This is a genomic window from Candidatus Rickettsia tasmaniensis (genome assembly GCF_036857515.1).
GTDB lineage: Bacteria > Pseudomonadota > Alphaproteobacteria > Rickettsiales > Rickettsiaceae > Rickettsia > Rickettsia rickettsii.
Window position 1 is genome coordinate 33,555 of record NZ_JAQCNX010000001.1, and the last position, 24,890, is coordinate 58,444.

A 24,890-nucleotide genomic window follows, 5' to 3' on the forward strand; every position below is an offset into this window, starting at 1 on the left:
GTTAATAAGGGGGGAAAATACCGAAATATGATAATATTTCAATTTCTAGATTTTCCATAATATTTGCTTCTGTGTCATTTTGATGATCAAACCCAATTAAGTGTAAAATACTATGTATTAAAAGATGAATAAAATGATTCTCAAAAGTTTTTTGCTGCTCGCACGATTCATTATATATTACCTCATAACAAAATGCTATATCACCTAAATGCATATAATCAGAATCACCTAAAAATTCAAGTTTAGAATATAAATCCTGCCAATTTAATTCGTTGCTTGGAAAAGAAAGAACGTTAGTAGCTTTTTCTATATTACGAAATTGTTTGTTTAAGGTCAATATTTCTGCAGCATTTGTTAGTAAAATTGATAATTCAAATTGTTTTATTTTACTAAAATTATCAAACCGCAATAAAATATTTTGAGTTATTTTTTTGATTAAACTCTTATTTATCTGCTTATGCTCATGCCATTTGTTGTAGTTTCTTACAATTTCTACGTTTATCATTGTACCAAATATTGAATGAATAGTCGTTATAAACTTAGCTGCAACTTAAGAGCATATTTTAAAAGCTGTATATCTTCATTAGAGATAACGTTAATTTTAGATTTTAATCTTAATTTGCTTACTGTCATTATTTGATCAGTCATGGCTTTACCTTTTTTGCTACCTATCATTACGTAGACTTCACAAGGATAGCATTTATCGATGTTACTAGTTAAAGGTATTACTTGCACACGATTTAATGAAGCATTTGAGTAATTATTGCCGGTCTTACCTTAGCGACTTCCCCACCTAACAAAGGATTAAAGTCGACCACCATACCTCACCTCTTTTCATAAAAATCGCGTTCTATTAACCCTTCTACCCACTCATTGGCCTTCTCCTCAGCTTTTGTATCTTGAGCCATGGCTTTGTAAGCGGCTCCAAGCTCCTTATTAATTACATAAGGTTTTAACAACAAGTTGCTCAATAAATTTGCTAATTTTACGTTCACCTATTACAGAATAAAGCCTATAATAAACCGCTTCATCTATATAGTATATTGTCAATTTCTTCTGCATAAAATGCTCGTATACACGTGTGTTACACGTATGATATCATATATATAAATTAATCAACATGCGGATTATTTACTTTAGTAAACAAAGATAATAGCTATGAAAACTGATCACACAGGCAATAAGCATGATATTTTAAGACACCAGTTTTTGTTGGTAATTCTCTTTTAATTTTTGAAAATCCTCATCGGCATGGTATGAAGAACGGGTTAGCGGGCTTGCCGAAACCATCAAGAATCCTTTTGTTTTTGCTACTCGCTCTAGATATTTAAACTCTTCCGGCGTAACATATTTCGCGACCTCAGCATGATTTTTGGTAGGCTGCAAATACTGCCCAATAGTTAGGAAATCAACCTTGGCTTCTCTTAAATCATCTATAACCTGTACTACTTCATTTATTTCTTCCCCAAGTCCTACCATCATACCGGATTTTGTAAAAATTTCCGGAGATAATTTTTTGATATTATGAAGTAAGCTTAAAGAATTATAATATCTAGCCCCCGGTCTAATCGTTTTGTATAAAGACGGTACTACTTCGACATTATGGTTAAAAACGTCAGGTTTTGCATTTGCTATTATTTCAGCTGCTCCTTCTTTTCTTAAAAAATCGGGTGTTAGAATCTCAATAGTAGTATTTGGCGATGATTTTCGGATTTCGCTAATACACTCCGCAAAATGTGAAGCTCCGCCATCCTCAAGATCATCACGATCGACGGAAGTAATTACTACATGCTTAAGATTTAGCTTTTGTACTGCCTCCGCTAACCTTTGCGGTTCATGCGGATCAAGTAAATCCGGTCTACCCGTTTTAACGTTACAAAACCTACAGGCTCTAGTACAAACCGAACCTAAAATCATTACAGTTGTATGTTTTTTTGACCAGCACTCACCAATATTAGGACAAGCAGCTTCCTCGCACACAGTATTTAATCTCAGATTCTTTATTAAATCTTTTGTATTATAGTACTCTGTAGAATTAGGAGCTTTTACTTTTATCCAATCAGGTCGTTTATTTAAATTAGCCATAAAACGGAAATAATTCAATTAATTTTGTCACTTCATTTAATACTTTCTGCTCAAGATCGCTATTATCTTCATTATTTTTTAAGCCGTCTAAAATATCTGCTACCATATGACCGACTAATACACAATCCTTTTCTTTAAAGCCTCTAGTAGTACATGCGGGAGTACCAAGGCGAATACCTGAAGTGATAAAAGGCGAAGTTTCATCAAACGGGATAGCATTCTTATTACACGTAATCCCTGCTCTATCCAAAGAATTTGCGGCAAGCTTACCCGTGATTCCGTCTTTACGCAAATCCACTAAAACAATATGATTATCGGTACCACCTGTTAATATATCATATCCTCTTTCTTGCAAGCTACTTGCTAAAGCTTTAGCGTTACTTATTACCTGCTGAATATAACTTTTATATTCAGGCTGCAAATTTTCTAAAAAAGCTACGGCTTTTGCGGCGATTATATGCATTAACGGACCACCTTGTAGTCCTGGAAATAATGCAGAATTTATTTTTTGACCTATCTCTTCATCGTTAGATAAAATTAAACCGCCTCTTGGACCTCTAAGTGTTTTATGAGTAGTAGAGGTAACAGCGTGAGCGTAAGGAATAGGACTTTGATGCTCACCTGTGGCAACAAGTCCTGCAATATGAGCAATATCTGCCATAAAGTAAGCTCCTACTCTATCCACGATTTCTCTAAATTTCGCAAAATCAATATTACGAGGATAAGCAGAAAAACCGGCTATAAGTAATTTTGGTTTATGCAAATCCGCTAAGCGTTCAATCTCATCATAATCGATTAAATAAGTCTCTTTATTTACGCTATAAGAAACGGCATTAAACCATTTACCGGACATATTAGGAGCTGCACCGTGCGTTAGATGCCCACCGCTATCTAAGGACATACCAAGAACCGTATCACCCGGCTGTAATAAAGCAAGATATACAGCCTGATTTGCTTGTGATCCTGAATGAGGTTGGACATTTGCATATTTGCAGTTAAAGAGTTTTTTTACTCGTTCTATAGCTAAATTTTCAGCTTTATCTACTTCCGCGCAACCGTTATAGAATCGCTTACTTGGGTATCCTTCGGCATATTTGTTAGTCAGAAGCGACCCTTGAGCTTCAAGCACAGCAGAACTTACGAAATTTTCTGATGCAATAAGCTCGATTACGCTACTTTGACGTAGCTTTTCATGCTTTATTATTTCATTAATCTCTTTATCCGTTTCATGTAAATTATTATTAAAAATATTCATTTATCCTCATATTTTTTTGGTTTTGTTATGTGGATATCTAATCGTCATTGCGAGGAAAAATTGAAAATTTTGACGCAGCAATCTCGTACCAAAATCCTGAGATTGCCACGCAGCCTACGGCTGCTCACAATGACGGTTATTTATAAAATTAATTGCAATCTCAAGCCCCCGTCCATCTATTGAATGAGCAAGAGACGTTAATTTATGTCCGCTATGCTCTATATGCAGCTTAGATAAATAGTTTGAAGCATTATACATCTCGCTAACACCGACCACCTCATCTAATGCCCCATGAATCAAGCATATAGGAGTAAGCTTATTATTAACTTCTATAGGTGGAATTAATGCACCCGAAAAACCTATAGTACAGAAAAACGGCTCTTTTTGAACTAGTGTTAAATATAACCCTATCATCGTACCTTGAGAAAAGCCAATAATGATAGTATCTTTGTTGGTTAGATTTAACTCGTCCTGCTTTTGCTTTATTATATCTTCAACCTTAGAAATACTATTTGCAATTAGCTTTGCCATAATATGCAGGCTGCGGTCTTGCAAACTAAACCATTGTCTACCATAAGGCATCATATCATAAGCCTCGATACCATGCGGGGAAATAAAATGACAATTGGGTAAATAATTTTGGATATAAGACACAAGTCCTATTAAATCATGTCCGTCCGAGCCGACACCGTGTAGTAATACTACTAGCTTCTTCGGCGGCTGCTCTTTACTTTCTACTTCGGGGTATTCTAAATATTTGCTCATGTTTTTATATGTTTATGTACTTAAAATATTAAGGTTGAGTAGTAGTATACGAAGGTCAATTTCAAAAAGAGCAAGGAGTCTGCAAGGCGAGGAGCAGAGCGTATACTGAATACGTGAGCACCGCAGAACTTGCTAGACGACTACGCCAATTTTTGAAATTCACCGAGTATACGCTTTCAACATCTTCTCAAGTTCTCCACTTTGATATAACTCTCTAGCAATATCACACCCGCCGACTAATTCTCCGTTAATGTATAATTGTGGGAATGTCGGCCAGTCGCTAAATTTTTTTAAATCTTCACGTAATTCAGCATCAAAAAGTACATTAATATCACGAAATTCTACACCTAATTTATTCAAAATAGCTACTACGGTTCCTGAAAATCCGCATGCAGGCGACTCTTTAGTACCTTTCATGAACAATACTACTTTATTATTTTTTATTTCATTTTCTATAAATTTAAAATTTTTATTTTCTAGCATTTTAAGACTCAATAATTTATCTTCTAAAATACACTTTCTATAGCAATATATGCAAGCACAAATAGTTAATAAAATTTTTGAGATTTTTAGCAAGAATAATCCAAATCCGAAAACCGAATTAATATATAAGAATGATTTTACCTTATTAGTAGCAGTAATATTATCTGCTCAAGCCACCGATATATCAGTAAATTTAGCAACTAAATCTTTATTTGAAACTTATGATACACCAGAAAAAATTTTAGAACTCGGCGAAGAAGGACTTAAAAAATATATAAAATCTATTGGACTATTTAACAGCAAAGCAAAAAATATTATCGCATTATGTAAAATATTGATAAGCAATTATCAAGCTTCAGTACCGAATGATTTTAAGGAATTAATTAAACTACCGGGCGTTGGCAGAAAAACTGCTAATGTTGTACTAAATTGCTTATTCGGCATGCCTACAATGGCAGTTGATACGCATGTCTTTAGAGTAGCAAAAAGGATCGGGCTTGCTAAAGGCGGTACTCCTGAAATAGTAGAAAAAGAGCTACTGCAGATTATTGATAAAAAATGGCTAACGCATACCCATCACTGGCTAATTCTGCACGGCAGATATATATGTAAAGCTAGAAAACCCGATTGCAACATCTGCCCTATTAAAGAGTATTGCGATTATTATTTTAACCTTAAATAAGAGTTATAGTAAATCTTATAAATTACCAATTATTTCTGAATAATATTCATGTTCTATAGAATTAGGTTTAGGATCAAGCGTTGCTAATGTTTCTAAATGACAAGTAACGAACAGCGCACCTTTTACCTTGCCCCCTGAATAGATACGGATGTTTGCAAAACCAAGCGAATTCTCCTTCCATTTGTGCACTAGTTAATTCATGTAATATATTACCGTTTTTATTATAAAGACTAAATAAAGTTTAGTCATCATCCTCAATAAGTTTTATAGGGGTTTGTTTATTATCTAAATTTTCTTGCTGATGTCCTATATATATTTTATCTAAAACTCCTTTTTTCTCATATTCTTTAAGAATTATTTGTGTCATTTCCTTTACCGGTACAGTAATCATATATTCTTTTTTATTAGAAAAAATATCTTTGGCACAGGCGGCAATAAAACTATGAAGTTTAACTGCAAGATTTTTATGTTTTATAATAAAAGGTTTTTCTTGATATATTGGAAGTCTTGCTATACCAGAATGCGAAATAAAGCTTGCATTTTGAGAAGTCAGCATGGTTATAAACATCTCTATAGATGAAGTATCACGCAAGTCACCTTTTTGTCATATTTTATTGGAAACAAAGGCTACATAATACATCGGTTAAGCCTTGATCATGATAATCTAAGCTAGCGGAAAAGGCATACTTCCCCTTATCAAAATTTTTTATCACCAGATCATTGCCTTGATAAGAACTTTGAAAGCTACTCTGCTTACCCAAAAAATCTTGCCAAGCAGACATATTCGTTCCGTTGACTTTTACCATATAAAAATGTAAATCATCTTCCTGTTTATAATGATGAATTTCTGAATTTACTTTTTGTATTTGTGTCTCTTGTAACTTTTTAAAAATACCCTGTAAATCCGAATATTGTTTATCTATTTTACTGAAATTATACTTAGAACCAAGCCGTAAAGCGCGCCCATACTGCATTTCGATTCCATCCGGGGTTTTAGCTTCTTTACATGCAGCTTTTATAAATTGACTTAACTGTTCTTCATCTTTAGTAAAATTATTTTTTTAAATCTCTCTAAGAATTTTTTTAATAAAGCCTCTTTTCTGCGATCTGTCATATTAACATCAGTATGATTAGTAATATTTATGCCTGTTTTTAATCTTAAATTAAAAATATCTTCCATATATCTATAGAAGGTATAAATTTCTATAGCTTGGGGCTTAAAAGGTGAATTATCATTTAATTGCAAAATAAAATCATTTACTTCTTTCCAATTTGCATAAGTTGATATATCAAGAGAGATAATTTTATCCTTTACTATATAAGGATTTTGAAGAAAATTAAAAATCTCTTGTAAGCTTATTCCCTCTAAATTTGTACAATCTAAGACACCGTCTTTCATAGAAGATAGTGCTTCTTTCAATTGATCATTGATTTCTTTCATTTTATAAATCTTTTAAATATTAATTCTTAAAGAAGAACTAAAAAATTAATATTTTGTCAACAAAATATCTTATGTGATTATAAAGATACGGCTAAGTGATGTGTACAAATACTTTAAATTTTAATATATTTTCAAGTTGACAATTTTTTGCTTACTTCATAATATCTAAGCTCAATTTGATAAAGGTAAAATTTATGCGTTCAGCACTTATAACTTCTATATTAGTAGCTGTAGCTTTCTTAACAAGTGCTTGTAATACAATGCAAGGTGCAGGTCAAGATATGCAGGCAGCCGGTAAAAAACTTAAAGATTCGGCAGAAAGCAATAAGCCTAAAAAAGGTTGCGGCTGTCCTCACAGCTCAGCTAACTAAAACTGTTTTTTATAATGGGTCGTCTGCTGATTCTTCATTTACTCGGAGTATATAATCGCAGACGACTTTTTATTTTTCCGCCTTATCGATTTCTGCTTTTAGCTTTTCTATTTCTTCTTTTGAAAGTTTAGTATATTTAATTATTGTTTCTAGAGGCTCTTTATCAATTAGCATTTCTTTTGCTATTTCAATATTTCTTCTCTTCGCCTTCAGCTCTTCCTTCCTCTTTCATCTTTTTAAAAGCACTAGTTTCAATTCTAAGCCACTCTAAACGATTTTCATATTCCTCTCTTTCTGCATCATTTAAATTTATTACCTCAAGCACGGTTAATGCTTTTTTCAATACATCATTATCCAATTCTTTCGGTAAATTATCTTTATTTAATAAATCATTACGTGTTAAAAATGCTAGCCATATATCTAAAACATTTTTAACTTTCTTGACGACGTCAGATAACTCCTCCTTAGGATTCTTAGCAAATTTATTAAGCTCTATCGTATGTAACTCTATATCTTTAAAATATACTAAACCACTTTTTATTTCCTTTAACTGAAAAGAATTATGATATTCATCTGTATCTGTAATACTGGTAAAGTTAAGTATGTGTATCCCTATTGTTTTATTTAATGCCGCATAATCTGATCCCTCTTTCAGTTGCTCCGTATACATTTTCGCCCAGTAATACAAAGCTCTTTTATCGTAATCCGCTTCATCGGTTACTTGGATTTCGATATTATACCTTTTACTGCTTTCACTTTTGGCTTTTATATCAAGTATAGATAGTTTATCGGCTTTAAAATTCTTTGGATTATACGGATTAAGTAATGTTACTTCTACAATCTGATCTTTCTCACTTACTATCGAATTAATAAGCGATATCAATAAATCTTTATTCTCTTCTACTCCGAAGATTTTTTTAAACGCTAAATCTACTCTCGGATTAACTTTTGACATATTATTATGTTACTGAATGTTATTTTCTCTTTATTTTAGCATATTCTGAGGTAAATATTCTACTATAAATTTATATTAAATCTTTTGCTTATTCACCAATCTATATATCTCTTTTTTACTATAAACATCTTTGAATTTGCCATAAACAAGTTCGGTAGTAGTTTTGCTACTTAAGTTTTTACTTAAGCCAAGTTCTATAAATTTTTCTAAATTTTTTTGTTGGTTTTGTTCCTGTATATTTCCTGAAATCAACAATACTATCTCACCTTTTAAAATATTATTTTGATAGAACTCTATTATTTCATCTATATCCCCTGTTTTTATTTCTTGATACAGTTTAGTTAACTCACGAGCTACACATATTTCTCGGTTTCCTAGTATTTCCTTAGCTACCGATAAAGTATTTATCAAACGAGGGGCCGTTTCAAAAAAAATCAAAGTAGCCTTAAGATTTACTAGTTCAGAAAAAATCTTTTTCTTACTTTCTATAGTTTTAGGTAAAAACCCGTGAAATAAAAATCGATCAGTAGGAAGAGCCGATAAAGTTAGAGCAGTAACCGGTGCAGATACTCCCGGTACTACGTCTATATGACAATTAAGATTGCGTATATTTCTAACTAACTTATAGCCGGGATCAGAAATTAAAGGAGTCCCTGCATCAGAAATTAAGCTTATTATATTGCCCGATTTTATTAAACTTATGATATTTTCTCTATCTTTCTCGTCACTATGATCATTATAAATTTGTAATTTTGTATGAATGTCATGTTTTGCTAGCAATTTTTGTGATATTCTAGTATCCTCGCATAAGATAATATCCGAATTTTTTAAAGTCGATATAGCACGAAGCGTTATATCTTCAAAATTACCGATTGGTGTTGAAACAATATATAATCCCGGTTTGGAAAGATATCTAATCATAGTTTTTTAATTTTAAGTAACATTATGGCTAGTATAAAACATAAACTACGAATCGTTCTATCATTTTTTTGCTTGATATATTTAACGTCCTGTCAAACTCCTAAAGAAGAACCTATAAGTTTTCCTAAAAAAGAACAAACAGAAATTGAGATTGCAATTTTAATGCCAAATCAGGAGCCTGATAGTATTGTCGGGAAACAATATAAAGATTTAATTAAAATGGGACTTAACGACGGAATCAAATCTTACATACATGTTACTTCTTACGATGGTTCAGACGAAAAAAACGTTTTAGCCGCTATGGATAAAATAGTAGCACGTAAAACTAAGATTATTTTAGGTCCTCTATATTCTAACTTTACATCTCTAATAGCTGAAAAAGCAAAGGCAAATGATATTATTATAATAACTATGTCAAATAATCCGGCTCTTGCAGAAGATAAATTATTTGTATTCGGTCATGCACCTTTAAAACAACTGATACGTATCATTAATTATTACGCAAGTAACGACCATAAAGATTTTATGGCATTATTACCTAAAGGGAAGCATTCGCAAACTATTAGTCAAGTAATGCAAAATATATTGGTTCAGAACAATGCATCATTATCACGCACTGAATTTTATGAGGATAATCCTGAATCTATAGCAAAAGCCGCAAGAAATATTTCAGACAATACCGATATTATAAATGAACGTAGCGACACAACAAAACCGGTTATTTATCTATCAGACGATCCAAAAAATTTAAACCTACTCGCTGATAGTATTCGTAAATATAATTTAGATAAAAAGGCTATTTTAATCGGTGATAATCGTATTGATATCGATTACCTTGAAAATATCGATATTAGCTTTACCGGCTCTTTAAATTTACTCAATAGCAACGTTCCGGATAGGGCAAAAGACTTAGGTATTAACCATATAGGCTTCATGCATCTTCTTTCTTATGATTTAGGACGTATGACTGCAAACTATATAGGCAATGAATTTGCATCTGAAAGGTTTTTAAATAGAATGAACAGTAGACAACCTTATATAGGTTTATCCGGTAATATTTATTTCATCGATGGAGTAGCTCAGAGACGATATGATATTATTAGGAAAGAGGATGGGATATATTCTACTGTTTCAGGCAATTAGGGCGTTGTTGTATCTTGGTCACTCAGTGGCCTGACCATGTGTTGTACGAACGTTCAGGATGTCATTCCCGCGGAAGCGGGAATCCAGAGTAAAGCGAGATAAATCGAACTTTTCAAAAAATCTTTAAAGTACTGGATTCCCGCTTCCGCGGGAATGACATTGAGTAGGTTTTTCAAGCCATGCAACAAGGCTGGTCAAGCCACGGGATGACAAAGGGATACTAAAGATTAATTATTTATTTTTATCATTATCACTACCATCGTCTTTCATGCCGTCTTTAAAAGCTTTAAGACCTTTAGCAAGATCGGACATGACTTGCGGTAATTTGCCAGCACCGAATAATACAAAAATAATTAATAAAACTATTAATAAATGGCTAAAGCTCATTCCCATGATATTTTTGCTGTATAAGTTAAAATTTAATTATATAAGATATTATAGCTCTAATCTAGGATAAAATAATTAAAGAAATGTTTACTAAAAAACAATTTTCAGAATTTTTTGCTACTTTTTTTTATATCGGGAAAATAAAATACTGCCCAGGCACTTTTGGATCAATTGCCGCTTTCCCTCTAACTTATTTCTTAATATATTTTATTGTTAATAACAAAATAATCATTCCTTTCTTAAGTCTTACTCTCGGTGAAGCTCAACTTGTCAGTATATTTATTATAAGCTTTAGCCTATGTTTGGTACTCTTAATACTCGGCACTTATTTTACTAAAATATATTTAAATTATACAAATTCAGAAGACCCTAAAGAAGTGGTAATTGATGAAGTAGTAGGGCAAATGCTAACTATCGTTTTAGTATTTTTTTCCGCTTTATTTGCTAATGAATCGTATTTAATTAAATATTTAAGTCCACTAACAATAAATATTATATTACTTTTCGTATTACCTTTTTGTCTATTCCGATTTTTTGATATAGTAAAGCCCTGGCCTATTAATTGGTTGGACAAAAATATTAAGGGCAGTATCGGCGTTATGCTTGATGATTTGCTAGCCGCAATATTTGCTGCGGTAACTCAATACGCAATTATATTTGTGTTAATAGATATTCGACAATAGATTTGCTATAAAAAAAGATCATTGACTAATTTCTAATATAATAATATGATACGATAAATGTTTATAAATTTTTAAAGAGATAGTTTTCATGTTCGCAGTTATAAAAGCAGGTGGAAAACAATATAAAGTAGACAGAAATAGTATTATTAAAGTCGAAAAAATTGATGGAGAACTTGGCTCTAAAATTCAGTTTGATCAAATTTTAATGATTGGCGAATACTCAAAGCCTTCTTTTATTGGGACTCCAATAGTTAAAGGGGCTGTCGTTACGGCTGAAATTACTAACCAACTTAAAGATAATAAAATTATAGTCTTTAAGAAAAAGCGTAGGAAAAATTATCGTCGTAAAGCCGGTCATCGTCAAGAATTGACGGAATTAAAAATATTAGATATTACCAAACAATAATAATAACTTAAAAGGAATTATAAAATGGCAACCAAAAAAGCCGGTGGTAGTTCTAGGAACGGAAGAGACTCAGCTGGTCGAAGGCTGGGCGTTAAAAAAGCCGATGGACAATATGTAATACCCGGTAATATTATAGTTAGACAACGCGGCACAAAAATTCATCCTGGAACGAATGTAGGGCTTGGCAAAGATCATACAATATTTGCTTTGATAGAAGGTAGAGTAGAATTTTTAACTAAGCGAAATCATAAAATCGTGAATGTTAAAGAAATTGCCAGTGCTTAAGTATTGCGGTTTGATCTACTAGTGTTACGTGGAACGAACAATGCTTTTTATGGTATTGTTGCGTTGATTGGTAAAATCCACTTTGTCACCCCGTGGCTTAACTACAGGGTCCATAAAAACAATTTAAAGTACTAATATTATTAGTACTTTAAGCTGGATCCCGCGATCAAGTCGCGAGATGGTAACTGAAAACCGTTCCACACAATAATGTCTGTAAGTGAGCTAGATGACGACAGGCGGAAATTAATTATATAACATAATATTCTATTAGGCTTTCTTTACTTATGGCCTTAATAATTCAAAAGTTCGGTGGCACTTCCGTTGCAAATATTGATAGAATAAAAAAAATCGTTCCTATAATAAAAACCGAAGTAGCTAAAAATAACCAAGTAATTGTAGTAGTTTCGGCTATGGCAGGTGTTACTAATCAACTTGTCACATTGTGTAATGAAGTATCAAGCCTTAACAACATTTCTCAATTTGCAGAATATGATGTAGCACTTTCTAGCGGTGAAATAGTCACTGCTTCATTACTAGCGCTCGCTCTTCAAGAAGAAGACATAAAGGCGCGATCATTTCTAGCTTGGCAATTACCGATGCTCACCGATAATAATCATAGTAAAGCTTTAGTAGAATCAATTACTACAGATTTACTAGAAAAATATTTACAGTTAAATACCGTCCCTATAATAGCCGGTTTTCAAGGAATTAACAAATCCAATAGGTTAACTACTTTGGGCAGAGGAGGATCTGATACTACTGCCGCCTTAATCGCTGCAGCTATGAAAGCCGATAGATGTGATATTTATACCGATGTAGAGGGAATATTTACTGCTGATCCAAGAATTATTCCAAATGCCAAGAGGATAAAAGAAATAGATTTTTTAGAAATGTTAGAACTAGCATCAAGTGGAGCAAAAGTACTACACCCTAGAGCCGGAGAGTTAGTAATGCGGTATAAAATAGATATGCGTGTTCTGTCAACATTTTCACCGGATACAGAAGGTACGTTAATCACTTCAAAGGATAAAAATATGGAGAATGGGATTATTAACAGCATTACTTCTAATAAAAATTTATTAAAAATATCTGTAAAGAGCATTTCTTTAAGTTTTTTGCAAGTTGCAAATATGATTACACAAAATAATAATCATATTGAGTTTATGCAAGAGATAAAAAATAATGAAGAATATAGTTTTATTACAAATTTAACCGATAAAAATAATTTACAAGCTTTACTGACTAATTTAAAAGATGATAAGCAGATACAAGATTTTACTTTTGATACCGAAATTGCTACAATCTCTCTTATTGGTTATGGGATTAAAAATGATTGTAAATTACTTGAAGCGATATTATCAAAGTTAACGAAAGATAATATAAATGTTAACATGATACAATTATCAGAAGTTAAAATTACCTTATTCATAAATGATCAAGATGCAGAAAAAACAATTTTTAATTTATATAATCTTTTTAAAATATCTTAGATTCTGCATCTGAAATTTAATTTATAATAAAAGAAGTGGAAAAGACATGGCTCCTACTACAGAAAAATTTTATATATAAGACCTAAATACTTAATTCAATAGCTTAAATTTATTATTTTCATTATAATTATCTTCTATTTACTATTTATTAGTTATATATTAATAAATAAGTCTAAGAGGCTATCTATGAAGTTATTTTAACTCTCAATTTTTAGGAGTAAATTTTACAGGGAAAAATAATGAGCGAAGATATAAGGTCAAAAGAAAGATTTAATCGGATTAACGATATATCAGAAACAAATAAAGATGGTCCAGAAGAAATTAGAAATAATTTTAAAAAATTTGTACTGAATATATTAGAAACAGACAATATAACCCCGTATAAGTTAAGTGAAAAAACAGGTACTCATGAAACAGCGTGGAAAAATTTTCTAGATGGTCGTACAAAAATGCCTGATATGGGAGCAATTGTTGCTCTTGCAGATTATAAAAATGTTCCACTAGATGAAGTAATAGGCAGAGATATAAATAAAGCAAAAAAGATAACGGTAGAAATAAAACAAACTCCGGAAATATCGGCATCTATAGCTAAACTACCAAAAGATATACTTCAAGAAGCCATATTGATAGGAGAAAAAACTAGAGGATTTATTCGTAAACCAACAAATAAAAAGACAAAATCTTTTGCTGAACAAGTTAAAAGCTCTAATAAACCGAAAGGAAGGTCTATCTAAATAAAAATATGTTTTTCAATATTGATCCTAATATAAAACTTAAAACCTTACTTGATATTCTAAAATGGAAAATAACTTCAAAACGACCAAAATGGCCAACAGCACTGCTGCTTACTTCCACTGATCTTCCACCACAAAAAATAACTAGCAGTAAAAATACACAGCTAAATCTCGATCGCTTCAGACAAGATGAATTTCAGGACGAGTCTGCACAATTAGTACGTGACTACAAGACGAGTTCCACAAAATTCATTAGTATCAAGCGATCGAGATGACTCTGTACGAGTAGCCTATGTAGGGCATGTAACCTTTTGAATTCAAATAGACGGTTTAAATATCTTAACCGATCCGGTATGGTCAGAGCGGGTTAATCCTTTTACTTTTGCAGGACTAAAGAGAGTGGTAAAACCCGGTATTAATTTTACCGATTTACCTAAAATAGATGTTATGTTAATAAGCCATAATCACTATGACCATTTAGACATCAGAACAATTAAAGATTTATGGGTACGAGATAAGCCTAAGATTATTACACCACTAATGAATGACGTAATAATCAAAAAACATATTACCGATGCAGAAATTGTTACCTTAGGGTGGGGAGAGTCATATAAAGAACAAGAAATACAGCTAAATTCAAAAAGTTTCCAAGAAGATGAAATTAAAGGCGATGTAGAATTTTATTTAAAACCGACACAGCATTGGTCGGCTAGAGGAATATTTGATAAAAATAAAGCATTATGGGGAACTTTTATCATTAAAACTAAGATAGGAGATATTTGTTTTATAGGTGATTCGGGTTATAACGATACTCTTTTTAAAGAGATCGGAAAAAAACATAATATTTTAATAAGCCTTATTCCGATAGGGGCTTATGAACCAAGATGGTTTATGAAACCGGTGCATATGCATCCTGAAGAAGCCGTATTTACTCATTTGGACTTAAGCGCTAAATATTTTCTATAGCTAGTCATTTTGACGTCTTTCAATTAGCTGATGAAGCATTTAATGCCGTTCCTTTGGAACTCCGACAAGCTATGAAAAAACATAATATTGATGAAAATAAGTTTATTATCCCTGAAATAGGTGAATTTTTCCTATTTGATAAAAACGATTTATAGTTTATGAACTTAAATTAGATGTGTTTTGTCTACCCATACTATATGTTTTACTGGATCCCGTGAATAAATCACGGGATGACAGAGAGGAATAATAAGCCACACCAACCACCCCTGAACGACACAAAATTCAGTTTATAATGGAGATAAAAGCATATTTATTACTGAATGAAAATTGCCAATTTCTGATTTATCACAAGAAGAGAAAATAGAGCTACTAAATGATTGTGCTTGGGGCGTTGCATTAGTCCATAATATTCTACCACTTTTTGCTTCTACTATTCCTGTAGACATAAATATATTATCTGCATTACTTACTGAACAACCCAAAGCACTCATTAAAAAGTCACGTGTACGAGCTCCATTAGTCTTTATCATTTGCACATAATTAAGTAATACAAATATATCAGCTCCTATTTTTTCTCCTAAAATTATAACAGGTTCACCTATATTTTGAGTCATTGAGAAAGCTTTTTCTTCAGGCCATAAATAAAGACGTATATAAGCAATATAAGTATTATTTATAGGAGCTACGGAAACGAGATACTAAATCATCAAGCTTTTGTGTTCTAATATCTTTGTTGTGCAATAGCTTAACTCTTAAACCATTCTTCTGCATTGCTAAAGAAATTTCTTGCTTCAACAATTCTTCCAAATGATCTTCATAGTCATATTTACGTTCTTTGCAATTACCAATATCTAGGCGTATATACTTCCGTTTGCATCGGTAAAACTAATATTTCCTTGTATACATAAGATAATAAAAATTATAGATTTATGAAAAAGTTTATGCATAACATTTAAAGTTAAAAAAAATACAAATAAAGATACTTACATTCATTATTTTCATCAAGATTTATTTTTTACCTATTACGGTTAAATAATATGGTCATAGAATAAGCAAGTACGGCAAACATGCAAAGATATAAAATTGGGAATAGGTTAAAATCAAATGATTTTATTACCTTTGCACAAATATAACTAGCAGTACCGGACATTAACATTGAGCCGATATTATGTCCTAAACTTATAACACGATAGCGTTCTTTAACTACAAAAGACTTAATAACTATACTATGAGCGAGAGCATTAAAAGGTGCAACTGATGCAGCTAACATTAAACTAGCTGCAAGCCCTAAATTAGTCATTTGATATTTTACTGCTATCACAAAAAATACACTTGCTGTAATAGTACATATAAATGCGATTTTTAATACCGAATTAACTCCTAAGCGATCAGCAATAAAACCGGCAATCGGCATACAAACAGCAAAACATATTACTATTAAGACCGAAAAAGCACTCATAATAATACCGACTGAAGGTAATACGATCGGTAAATATTGCTTCATAAAGATGATCGCAATTTGATATGTTGCTCCAAAACCTCCGGCTAAAAATATTAACCGTGCAATATTTTTCCATTGCTTTTTAATTATAGAGCTAAGTTTTTCAATAGAATCTTGGCTATAGTGTGCTTTTTTAAACTCCGGTGTTTCATCAAATTTCCGGCGATAATAAAGAGTTATTAATGCAAGTGGTAAACTCAGTAAAAACGGAATACGCCAACCCCAATCCGGAAAAATATGAGAATTAAAGAAATTAGTTGCACCGATTCCGCATAATAAACCCATTACTCCTGTACATCTAGTTATTGCCGAGGCAGTAAATCGGTATTTTGCTCCTAAATGTTCAATAACATAAATCGCTGCACCGTCATATTCCCCTCCAATAAAAATACCTTGCATGAAGCGACATAAAACTAAAATTATTGTACTCCAAACTCCTATCGAGGAATAATCGGGCAATAAACCTATTATTAAGGTAGGGATTACAATACCGATAATCGTAAAACTTAAGGCTTTTTTTCGACCGTATATATCCCCTATACGTCCAAAAATATAAGCACCCATAGGCTTTGATAAATATGCTGCTGCATAAACGGCAAAAACATTTACAAGCTTTGTTAATAGATCAGTACTGGCTGAAAAGAATTTATCAGCGATAATTGCCGCTGAAAAACCATATAAACTATAGTCGTAATATTCAATAATAGTGCCTAAAAAAGCACCGAGAACTTTATTGCGTGATTTTGTTTGTTTCATTTTAAAGGTATACTGTGAGTAAACGAAAAGTAGGTAGACGAAGTTTAATTTGGACAAGAGTAAGGCGTCTTGAAGCTGATAACCGCAGCGTACATACTAGTACGTGAGGATTATCAGCAAAAGACAACATAGCCAATTTTTCAAATTAAACGAGTATACATGACCGCTTTGGCCGTTACTTAAAATCCTTCAAAGACCTCTATGTAAAGGTGGACTTCATATATCTAAACTGAATTAGTATTAGACAGGGACGATATCCTAAAAGTTATTGGTAGTCCTAGGTTAATATTAAGCTCACAAACCAAGCAGCCAAGAGCTAATATATCACTTTCCCATTTTACGTGCAAGGTTTTCTAGGTAACCTGCTATAGTAGTTAAGGTTTCTGCGAATTTTTCTTCGTCGGGATGATTTTTTTGAAGACCGTTTTTATTAAGTTTTTCTGTTAGACTAGCTATTTCAGCTTGCGCATTAAGTGATGCCATAACTAATAATAGCTCAAAAGAGGCTGTGGGACTACCAAGTTTAATTTCCGCTATTTTCTCATTCAATTTATTCGCTAAAGATAGTAATTCTTCCTCATCTCCATTATTACAATATAATTGAAAACTCTTGTTATTTAATGTTACCGTAACAATTGACATAATTATTTTTGCTGTTTTTTTATTTCTTCAAGTTCATTAATATAAATGTTAATTTGATCTAGCATTGTTATATAATTATCTTTTAATGCTTTATTTTCATTTTGTAATTTTTGAACTTCATTTTGATTATTTACAAGCATACTCAACAAATCATCGAGTTTATGTTCTACTTCTTCCATTAATTTCTTTAGACTGCTTACATAACTTGCTTCTAAAGGTAATTTGTACGTCGATCCTGTACTTGCATCCTCACGTACGTCTATGTACGCTGCGGCGCCGCGTTCCGTGTCTCCTTCAAATGCCTCTTTATTAGCTTCGTTCTGTAAGCAGTCTAATATTTCATTATCCATTTTCGTTTAAGCGTTAATTATGAATGGATGACTTACAATAATAATTGATAACATTATAATAGATATAAGTACTAATTGTTTTTTACGTTTATAATTTATCAATACCGTAGCTCTTTTATTATTTAATAATTTTTCGGTTTCGTCCTGTTTAGTAGCTTCTATCTGCTCTGCATTTCTATCTTTTACATTAAGATAATCCAAGTATAATTTTAAGTAACCTCTTACGTATACTTCTCCCGGTAAAACATCAAAATCACCCTCTTCTAAAGCTACTAAATATTTTTTTCTAATTTTTAAATCACTAGATACCTGATTTAAAGTTTTACCTGAATCTAACCTAATTTGCTTAAGCATTGACGACATAATTTACTCAAGTTTTTGTAAGAAAATTTCAAATTTCTTGTTTGCTAAAATAATTATATTTAAGTCTATAGTTTCTTGAGCTTTAATTTCTTTAATAAAATCAAGAACATTTCTAACTAAGTTATTATTATTATCAATCCATAAATCTAAATCAATAGTTGTTTTAGATTTATTAATTATTTTTATTAATAATCTACGTTGTTTGTCATATAAATCATCTTTTAGCGATTGAATACCTAAGCGACGCCAAAATGAATCGTTCAATTGCCTATCACAAGCTTTACGTAACCAATCAAGACTAAACATATCACTTATAACAAAATAAGCTTTTGCTATCTCTTTATTATTCCCTGAAGTCTGTTTTGTTACATATATAATGTCAAATACTGAAATTAAATTGTCAAATGTAGCAATAGTAGCAGCCAATGATTCCTCTACCCCGCTAGTGGTATAATGATTTAATTTTTCTTCAAATCTTATTTTAGTTTCTCCGACTAATAAAGTATCTACCGTTTTTCTTAAGTTTTGTGCAGGAACTCTAAACTCTTCTATAGTTTCACTAATATTAATAGGATGTTTTAAATTTTTAATAAACCACGAAATACCTCGACGCATTAATTTCGTTATTTCGGTAAACATGTCGATTTTTACATTGTAATCAATATTAGTAGGTAGCTTACTTAGCGTTTCCCATATATCATCAAGATCAAAAATTTCACAAATAATGGTATATGACCTTATTATATCACAAAGAGGAGCCCCAATCTCACGCTTTACAATACTAATAAGCGGTCCTCCAAGCTGATTCATTATTTTATTTATAGTAACGGTTTTAATAATCTCATGTTTAAGTGGATGAGATAAAATTTCATTACGAAACTTTTTTTGCATCATTTCAGGGAAATAATCTATAAGATATGCATCAAAATATTTATCATGGGAAAAAGTAGAATTAATTAACTCATGATAAGCAGATCTCTTACTATATGATAGCAATATGCAAAGCTCAGGACGCGTTAATACTTCACCGCTAATAGCTCTGTTATTCAATTCTTCTGCACTAGGCAAGAATTCATTTCCCCGCTCTAATACTTTTTCTTCTTCTAAAATATCTATAAATTGACTAAGTATATTAACAGTTAAAGTAGGAGATAGTTGCATAATTGTTATTGCTTCGGTTTGCTTATAATTATCAAGTAATACTAACTCTTCAACTTGCTTTGTCATATCGTTTAGAAGTTTATTACGTTCTTCTAAAGTAATTTTTCCTGAGGTTATCGCACTACTTAAAGCAATCTTGATATTTACCTCATGATCGGAGCAATCAACACCTGCTGAATTATCAATAAAGTCAGCATTTATGCGCCCGCCTTTTTTAGCATATTCAACTCTACCTCTCTGTGATACCCCAACATTACCGCCTTCTGCTATAACTTTTGCTCTAATTTCTTCACCGTCACATCTAAGGTTATCATTTGCTTTATCACCGATTTCTAAATTATTTTCCGTTTTAGCTTTGATATAAGTGCCTATTCCGCCATTCCACAATAAATCAACATCTGCTTTTAAAATAGCTTTAATTAATTCTTCCGGTGATAATTCATTATCATTTATATCAAGTAATTTTTTAATTTCCGGTGATAATTTTATTAATTTACTACTGCGTTCAAATACTTTGCCTCCTTTAGAAATAAGCTTAGAATCATAATCAGACCAATTAGAACCCTTTAAATTAAATAAACGCAAACGCTCATTAAAACTTGATAAAGGATCAGGAGTAGGATCAATAAATATATGTTTATGATTAAAGGCAGCAACTAACTTAATAGCCTCTGATCTGAGCATACCGTTACCGAACACATCTCCCGACATATCTCCTATACCTACGACGGTAATAGGGTCTTTTTGGACATCTAACCCTAAAGTTTTAAAGTGATTAGTTACGGAAATCCAAGCTCCTTTGGAAGTAATAGCCATTTTTTTATGATCATAACCTGCAGAACCACCGGAAGCAAAAGCATCATCAAGCCAGTAATTATATTCTCTTGCCACACTATTAGCATAATCCGAAAATGAGGCTGTACCTTTATCGGCAGCAACCACTAAATAAGGATCTTCTTTATCATAAATAATAACGTCGTTTGGATGTACTACTTTACCGTCAATGATATTATCAGTTATGTCTAATAAACCTCTAAGGAAATTCTTATAGCATTCTACCACTTTTTCCATATATTCATCACGAGTAAGCCCTTCCTCAGTAAAATGAACATAAAAGCCGCCTTTAGAACCGACAGGGACAATAACGGAATTCTTAGTCATTTGTGCTTTCATAAGCCCAAGGACCTCAAGCCTATAATCTTCTGCTCTATCCGACCATCTAAGCCCTCCGCGTGATACGGGACCGCCTCTTAAATGAACAGCTTCAAAATTTCTAGAATAAACAAATGCTTCGGCAAACGGAACAGGTTTAGGTAAATCCGGTACTTTTGAAGAATCAAACTTAAATGAAAAAATATGTTTATGTGGTTGATAGTAATTTGTTCTAGTAATAGCATTAACTATACCAAGCATATTACGTAGTACTTTATCTTCACTACTCATCTCAACGGTTACTAAGTAATTATTTAGTTTGTCTTTAATTACGTCACAATTATTATCCAAATGTTTAGGATTAAATTTTATATCAAATAGATTTACCAACATTTTTGTATATTCGGGATGTTTAAGTAATGTTAACTGTACATAGCCTTTACCGTAACTAAATCCCGTTTGATGTAAATATCTTGTTAAAGCTTTGACGAGTTTAACTTGCTTCCAATTAAAACCGGCAAGCACTATTAATTTACTTAAAGAATCATTAGCAAGCATCCCAAGTGCCATTTTGTCTAAAGCTTCTTCAACATTTATTTTTAATTCGGTAATATTATCCTTTACAGGTACAATAGAAGTTAAGATAAAATTATATATCCAGCTTTCTTTGATTGCGAGAGCCTCCTTAATTGCAAAAGTTTGTTCATCAATTGCTTTAAAACCTAAATTTTCTATTGGCGGCAATATGTTAGAAAGTGCAAGTTTTACTTTTGGACTATATATTTTTAAGTAAAATTCCGTTTCATTTACAGAAACTAGATTAAACATATATTTTTGTGACTTACTTGCTTCCGTTAGATATTCAATATCTACTAAAGCTATTTCCGGAGAAAATTTTTGCCGATAATCTGCCGAAAAAACATTATCAAAAAGCTTTAAATTAATACCTGCTTGATATTCACCGAATTTTTTAGAAAACTTAAAATAAAAATCTTCACTCCAACGTGTAGAGATACGATCTAAATCTTGCTGTATTATTTCTGCTTCAAAATTTATTTTATGTTCCCCTTGTGCTTCAAGCGTTACAAAAAGATAAGAAAAATTACCGGCTACTTCGGTGATATAGTTGGATAAAATTTTACTACCGAATTTTTCTGCTAAATAACAATCTATCATATTATGCATTTCAGCCGTTAAACGTTCTCGTGGCAGAAAAATTATGATATTAAGAAAAGAACTAGACCAATCATATTGAATAAATAATTTAAGCTTCTTACTCATCATACTTGAGAGCATATGTAAACACATACAATATAAATCGCCTTGATCAATTTGTATTAAAGCTTCTCTCGGTAACGACTCCATTAAAATTCTTAACTTATCAGCATTATAACCAGATAATGCAAAACCGGCTTTCTCAATTACAAAATTAAATTTTTGTCGTAGGATTGGAATATTACTTATTGAATGGTAATACATATTTGAATTATATATACCGAAAATTATACTTCCCGAAATATATTCACCCGAAGAGTCAAATTTTTTCACTAAGATATAGTCGATTAAATTATCTGAATGGATAAGCGACGCACTATTTATTTTACCGAGTATTATTAATTGATTTTGATATAAAGGATTAGCAGAACATTTTATAATATCATCAATCTCGTCTTTTACTTCTTGCCATATTTTTGCTGCTCCTATTTCATTGCTTAATTTTAAAGATTTTACTTCAAAATCAAGAGTCCCTAATAAAACCAAATTATCGTTTTGTAACCAATTTAAGAATTCTTTAGCCTCTTTAAAATTTAATTTATAATTATCAATTATATTTTTAGATAAATCTTGTAATTTTGTGAGTAATTGCGGTAAATGGCTATAGCTTTGCTCTAACTTTTCTAATCTTTCATTTATAGCCTCGGTTAAAAATGTAGTAGTTTTATCATCAAAATTTCCTAAAATGGTTAAATGTAGTATTGATTCTGATTTTTCATCCGACACAGAATTTTCTAATATTTTTTCTAACTCTCCTTTACTATTTCGGACACAGTTTATTACCGGATGGAGTAAAAACTTAGTTTGCAAATTCATGTTTTTAAGCAGACATATGATAAAATCAACAACATGCGGCTTATTATCAAGTAATATCAAGACATTTATTGCCGGATCATTTTCGATAACTGCCTTTGTTATTGCTATTTTTCTTGCTCTTGCTATCCTTTGCTTAAAAAACTTAAAGGCTTCATCTGCAAAATTTTGGAATAATTTTGCTCTATTCTCAAAATCATAATCTATCGGAATATAATTTAAAAACTTTTGAACAAAATCTATATATATGGAACTTGACTCACGTTCCTTGCTAAGTTCTAGAATTTTAGTTTTATAATTCGGGATTTGACAATTTAAACGGCTAAAGTTCAAAGAGGTTGTTTTTGGGGTCATGATTTTCTTAAGTAATAATAATATGATTATTTCTGTTGTTATTATATTATATAAAATAACTTAAGCAAGAGGCATAGAAAATAAGTGGAAACGATATTTGCACAAAGCTCTGCATTCGGTAAAGCAGGCGTAGCGGTTTTTAGGATTTCTGGTCCTAAAAGTTTAGAAGTTTTACAGCTACTTACCGGTAGAAAGGACTTTAAATCGAGATTAATGTATTATCAACAAATTACAGTCCCTGAAACTAAGGAGCTAATCGATAATGTTATGGTTGTTTATTTTAAGTCACCTGGTAGCTTTACCGGGGAAGACGTAGTCGAAATTCACACGCATGGCAGTAAAGCTATATCTATAATGCTGACAAATGCATTATTAAATATAGCTGGTATTCGTTTGGCAGAAGCAGGAGAGTTTACCAAAAGAGCTTTTTTAAATAACAAATTTGATTTAACGGCAGCAGAGGGGATAGCCGATTTAATTAATGCCGAAACTATAATGCAGCATAAGCAAGCAATTAGACAAGCAAGCGGCAAACTTGAAGAATTATATAATAATTGGCGTAGTCAGCTTTTAAAAATTATCTCTCTGCTTGAAGCTTATATAGATTTCCCGGATGAAGATATACCTGATACCGTCCTTAATGAAGTTACTAATACTCATACAATTCTTGTAAATACAATATCGGAATATCTTAATGATAACAGAAAAGGAGAATTACTACGAAGTGGTCTTAAGCTTGCAATTATCGGTCCGCCAAACGTTGGTAAGTCTAGCTTACTAAACTTCTTAATGCAGAGAGATATAGCGATTGTCTCAAATATTGCAGGAACTACTAGAGATATAATTGAGGGATATTTAGACATTGGCGGCTATCCTATTATTTTACAGGATACAGCAGGTATAAGAGAAGAAAGTAGTGACATTATCGAGCAGGAAGGTATAAAACGAGCTATAAATTCAGCTAAAACAGCAGATATTAAAATTATAATGTTTGATGCCGAAAAATTAGACTCCTCTATAAATGAAGATATTATTAATTTAATTGATGAAAATACTATCACAATAATTAATAAAATTGATTTAATCGAAGCTAGTAAAATCTTTTCTATTGAAAATAAATATAAATGCTTAAGAGTTTCAGTAAAAAATAATATTGCTCTTTCAAGTATATTAAAAAATATTGAAAATATTGCCGGAAACATGGCAGGATTTACCGAAACTCCTTATATAACAAATCAGCGTCATCGTAACTATTTACAACAAGCTCTCGCACATTTAACGGCTTTTAGCTTAGATAATGATTTAGTTCTAGCAACTGAAGATATTAGAATGACGGCACGCTGCATCGGTGCAATTACAGGTGTTATCAACGTAGAAGAAATACTAGACGAGATCTTTAAAAATTTCTGCATAGGTAAGTAATATTGTATAGCTCGTTCTATGTCATTCCCGCAAGGTATTATTGCATAGA

29 protein-coding genes, 1 other RNA gene and 1 pseudogene are annotated in these 24,890 nt (G+C 31.8%); 10 read left to right on the forward strand and 21 right to left on the reverse strand.

Features of this window, described 5'->3' with window-relative positions; translation table 11 throughout:
- Position 1 precedes the first annotated feature (1 nt).
- From ybeY to grxD, 7 genes are all read right to left on the reverse strand, one after another.
- Positions 2-505, reverse strand: a complete 504-nt coding sequence (ybeY, locus tag O6R16_RS00240; RefSeq protein WP_499679514.1) for an rRNA maturation RNase YbeY — start codon at positions 503-505, stop codon at positions 2-4.
- 26 nt (positions 506-531) lie between these two features.
- Positions 532-735, reverse strand: a complete 204-nt coding sequence (locus tag O6R16_RS00245) for a type II toxin-antitoxin system PemK/MazF family toxin (RefSeq protein WP_499679515.1) — start codon at positions 733-735, stop codon at positions 532-534.
- Positions 736-824: 89 nt separating this feature from the next.
- Complete coding sequence (locus O6R16_RS00250; protein ID WP_499679516.1) at positions 825-995, reverse strand: hypothetical protein; 171 nt, start codon at positions 993-995, stop codon at positions 825-827.
- Between the two features lie 199 nt (positions 996-1,194).
- On the reverse strand, positions 1,195-2,085 hold the full coding sequence (gene lipA, locus O6R16_RS00255; RefSeq protein ID WP_499679517.1) for a lipoyl synthase: 891 nt from the start codon (positions 2,083-2,085) through the stop codon (positions 1,195-1,197).
- On the reverse strand, positions 2,078-3,340 hold the full coding sequence (glyA, locus tag O6R16_RS00260; protein WP_499679518.1) for a serine hydroxymethyltransferase: 1,263 nt from the start codon (positions 3,338-3,340) through the stop codon (positions 2,078-2,080). The genes lipA and glyA overlap by 8 nt, the downstream gene beginning before the upstream one ends.
- Before the next feature lie 114 nt (positions 3,341-3,454).
- Entirely contained in the window at positions 3,455-4,105 is a 651-nt protein-coding gene (locus O6R16_RS00265; RefSeq protein ID WP_499679519.1) for an alpha/beta hydrolase family protein, read from the reverse strand.
- Positions 4,106-4,264: 159 nt separating this feature from the next.
- Positions 4,265-4,588 (reverse strand): Grx4 family monothiol glutaredoxin, encoded by a 324-nt coding sequence (grxD, locus tag O6R16_RS00270; protein ID WP_064464794.1) that lies wholly within the window; start codon positions 4,586-4,588, stop codon positions 4,265-4,267.
- 49 nt (positions 4,589-4,637) lie between these two features.
- Between grxD and nth the strand changes: the two genes are divergently transcribed.
- On the forward strand, positions 4,638-5,270 hold the full coding sequence (gene nth, locus O6R16_RS00275; RefSeq protein ID WP_499679520.1) for an endonuclease III: 633 nt from the start codon (positions 4,638-4,640) through the stop codon (positions 5,268-5,270).
- A 15-nt stretch (positions 5,271-5,285) separates the two neighbouring features.
- On the opposite strand, the gene O6R16_RS00280 is transcribed toward nth, so the two are convergent.
- The 4 genes from O6R16_RS00280 to O6R16_RS00295 are packed head-to-tail and all read right to left on the reverse strand — an operon-like array spanning position 5,286 to position 6,711.
- Positions 5,286-5,459 (reverse strand): hypothetical protein, encoded by a 174-nt coding sequence (locus O6R16_RS00280; RefSeq protein ID WP_499679521.1) that lies wholly within the window; start codon positions 5,457-5,459, stop codon positions 5,286-5,288.
- Between the two features lie 52 nt (positions 5,460-5,511).
- The gene (locus O6R16_RS00285) at positions 5,512-5,862 is read right to left on the reverse strand and encodes a hypothetical protein (protein ID WP_499679522.1); all 351 of its coding nucleotides are present in this window, start codon (positions 5,860-5,862) and stop codon (positions 5,512-5,514) included.
- Positions 5,863-5,881: 19 nt separating this feature from the next.
- Entirely contained in the window at positions 5,882-6,244 is a 363-nt protein-coding gene (locus O6R16_RS00290; RefSeq protein ID WP_499679523.1) for a hypothetical protein, read from the reverse strand.
- A 53-nt stretch (positions 6,245-6,297) separates the two neighbouring features.
- Positions 6,298-6,711, reverse strand: a complete 414-nt coding sequence (locus tag O6R16_RS00295; RefSeq protein WP_499679524.1) for a hypothetical protein — start codon at positions 6,709-6,711, stop codon at positions 6,298-6,300.
- Between the two features lie 194 nt (positions 6,712-6,905).
- Here O6R16_RS00295 and O6R16_RS00300 point away from each other — a divergent pair, with 194 nt between their 5' ends.
- The gene (locus O6R16_RS00300) at positions 6,906-7,082 is read left to right on the forward strand and encodes an entericidin A/B family lipoprotein (RefSeq protein WP_499679525.1); all 177 of its coding nucleotides are present in this window, start codon (positions 6,906-6,908) and stop codon (positions 7,080-7,082) included.
- A gap of 69 nt (positions 7,083-7,151) precedes the next feature.
- Here the strand turns inward: O6R16_RS00300 and O6R16_RS00305 are convergent.
- Both O6R16_RS00305 and rsmI read right to left on the reverse strand, forming a co-directional pair.
- Positions 7,152-8,037: pseudogene (locus tag O6R16_RS00305) on the reverse strand (Rpn family recombination-promoting nuclease/putative transposase).
- A 75-nt stretch (positions 8,038-8,112) separates the two neighbouring features.
- Positions 8,113-8,958, reverse strand: coding sequence for a 16S rRNA (cytidine(1402)-2'-O)-methyltransferase (gene rsmI, locus O6R16_RS00310; protein ID WP_499679526.1), 846 nt, complete (start codon positions 8,956-8,958; stop codon positions 8,113-8,115).
- 24 nt (positions 8,959-8,982) lie between these two features.
- Here rsmI and O6R16_RS00315 point away from each other — a divergent pair, with 24 nt between their 5' ends.
- Complete coding sequence (locus O6R16_RS00315) at positions 8,983-10,101, forward strand: penicillin-binding protein activator (protein WP_499679527.1); 1,119 nt, start codon at positions 8,983-8,985, stop codon at positions 10,099-10,101.
- A gap of 231 nt (positions 10,102-10,332) precedes the next feature.
- Here O6R16_RS00315 and tatA read toward each other — a convergent pair whose 3' ends face one another.
- Positions 10,333-10,494: a twin-arginine translocase TatA gene (gene tatA / locus O6R16_RS00320; RefSeq protein ID WP_004997483.1), complete on the reverse strand. Its 162-nt coding sequence runs from the start codon at positions 10,492-10,494 to the stop codon at positions 10,333-10,335.
- 77 nt (positions 10,495-10,571) lie between these two features.
- On the opposite strand from tatA, the gene O6R16_RS00325 reads away from it, so the two are divergent.
- The 6 genes from O6R16_RS00325 (at position 10,572) to O6R16_RS00350 (ending at position 15,052) form a co-directional block, all read left to right on the forward strand.
- Positions 10,572-11,171 (forward strand): phosphatidylglycerophosphatase A family protein, encoded by a 600-nt coding sequence (locus O6R16_RS00325; protein WP_499679528.1) that lies wholly within the window; start codon positions 10,572-10,574, stop codon positions 11,169-11,171.
- A gap of 88 nt (positions 11,172-11,259) precedes the next feature.
- The gene (gene rplU, locus O6R16_RS00330) at positions 11,260-11,577 is read left to right on the forward strand and encodes a 50S ribosomal protein L21 (RefSeq protein WP_004997480.1); all 318 of its coding nucleotides are present in this window, start codon (positions 11,260-11,262) and stop codon (positions 11,575-11,577) included.
- 24 nt (positions 11,578-11,601) lie between these two features.
- Entirely contained in the window at positions 11,602-11,862 is a 261-nt protein-coding gene (gene rpmA / locus O6R16_RS00335) for a 50S ribosomal protein L27 (RefSeq protein ID WP_011271503.1), read from the forward strand.
- A 284-nt stretch (positions 11,863-12,146) separates the two neighbouring features.
- Positions 12,147-13,352 (forward strand): aspartate kinase, encoded by a 1,206-nt coding sequence (locus O6R16_RS00340; protein ID WP_499679529.1) that lies wholly within the window; start codon positions 12,147-12,149, stop codon positions 13,350-13,352.
- Positions 13,353-13,591: 239 nt separating this feature from the next.
- The gene (locus tag O6R16_RS00345; protein WP_499679530.1) at positions 13,592-14,086 is read left to right on the forward strand and encodes an XRE family transcriptional regulator; all 495 of its coding nucleotides are present in this window, start codon (positions 13,592-13,594) and stop codon (positions 14,084-14,086) included.
- A gap of 336 nt (positions 14,087-14,422) precedes the next feature.
- Complete coding sequence (locus O6R16_RS00350; protein ID WP_499679551.1) at positions 14,423-15,052, forward strand: MBL fold metallo-hydrolase; 630 nt, start codon at positions 14,423-14,425, stop codon at positions 15,050-15,052.
- 287 nt (positions 15,053-15,339) lie between these two features.
- Here the strand turns inward: O6R16_RS00350 and O6R16_RS00355 are convergent, their stop codons facing one another.
- The 7 genes from O6R16_RS00355 to O6R16_RS00385 all read right to left on the reverse strand — a co-directional run bounded on the left by O6R16_RS00355 (position 15,340) and on the right by O6R16_RS00385 (position 23,419).
- A complete protein-coding gene (locus O6R16_RS00355) occupies positions 15,340-15,666 on the reverse strand; it encodes a hypothetical protein (protein WP_499679531.1) in 327 nt (108 codons plus the stop codon).
- A 401-nt stretch (positions 15,667-16,067) separates the two neighbouring features.
- Positions 16,068-17,309, reverse strand: a complete 1,242-nt coding sequence (locus tag O6R16_RS00360; RefSeq protein ID WP_499679532.1) for an MFS transporter — start codon at positions 17,307-17,309, stop codon at positions 16,068-16,070.
- Between the two features lie 156 nt (positions 17,310-17,465).
- Positions 17,466-17,624: non-coding RNA, 6S RNA (gene ssrS / locus O6R16_RS00365), on the reverse strand.
- Between the two features lie 9 nt (positions 17,625-17,633).
- The gene (locus tag O6R16_RS00370) at positions 17,634-17,951 is read right to left on the reverse strand and encodes a cell division protein ZapA (RefSeq protein WP_499679533.1); all 318 of its coding nucleotides are present in this window, start codon (positions 17,949-17,951) and stop codon (positions 17,634-17,636) included.
- Between the two features lie 2 nt (positions 17,952-17,953).
- On the reverse strand, positions 17,954-18,301 hold the full coding sequence (locus O6R16_RS00375; RefSeq protein WP_499679534.1) for a palindromic element RPE1 domain-containing protein: 348 nt from the start codon (positions 18,299-18,301) through the stop codon (positions 17,954-17,956).
- A gap of 6 nt (positions 18,302-18,307) precedes the next feature.
- Entirely contained in the window at positions 18,308-18,664 is a 357-nt protein-coding gene (locus tag O6R16_RS00380) for a helix-turn-helix domain-containing protein (RefSeq protein WP_499679535.1), read from the reverse strand.
- A gap of 3 nt (positions 18,665-18,667) precedes the next feature.
- Positions 18,668-23,419, reverse strand: coding sequence for an NAD-glutamate dehydrogenase (locus O6R16_RS00385; RefSeq protein ID WP_499679536.1), 4,752 nt, complete (start codon positions 23,417-23,419; stop codon positions 18,668-18,670).
- Positions 23,420-23,503: 84 nt separating this feature from the next.
- Here O6R16_RS00385 and mnmE point away from each other — a divergent pair, with 84 nt between their 5' ends.
- Positions 23,504-24,841 (forward strand): tRNA uridine-5-carboxymethylaminomethyl(34) synthesis GTPase MnmE, encoded by a 1,338-nt coding sequence (gene mnmE, locus O6R16_RS00390; RefSeq protein ID WP_499679537.1) that lies wholly within the window; start codon positions 23,504-23,506, stop codon positions 24,839-24,841.
- Positions 24,842-24,890 lie beyond the last annotated feature (49 nt).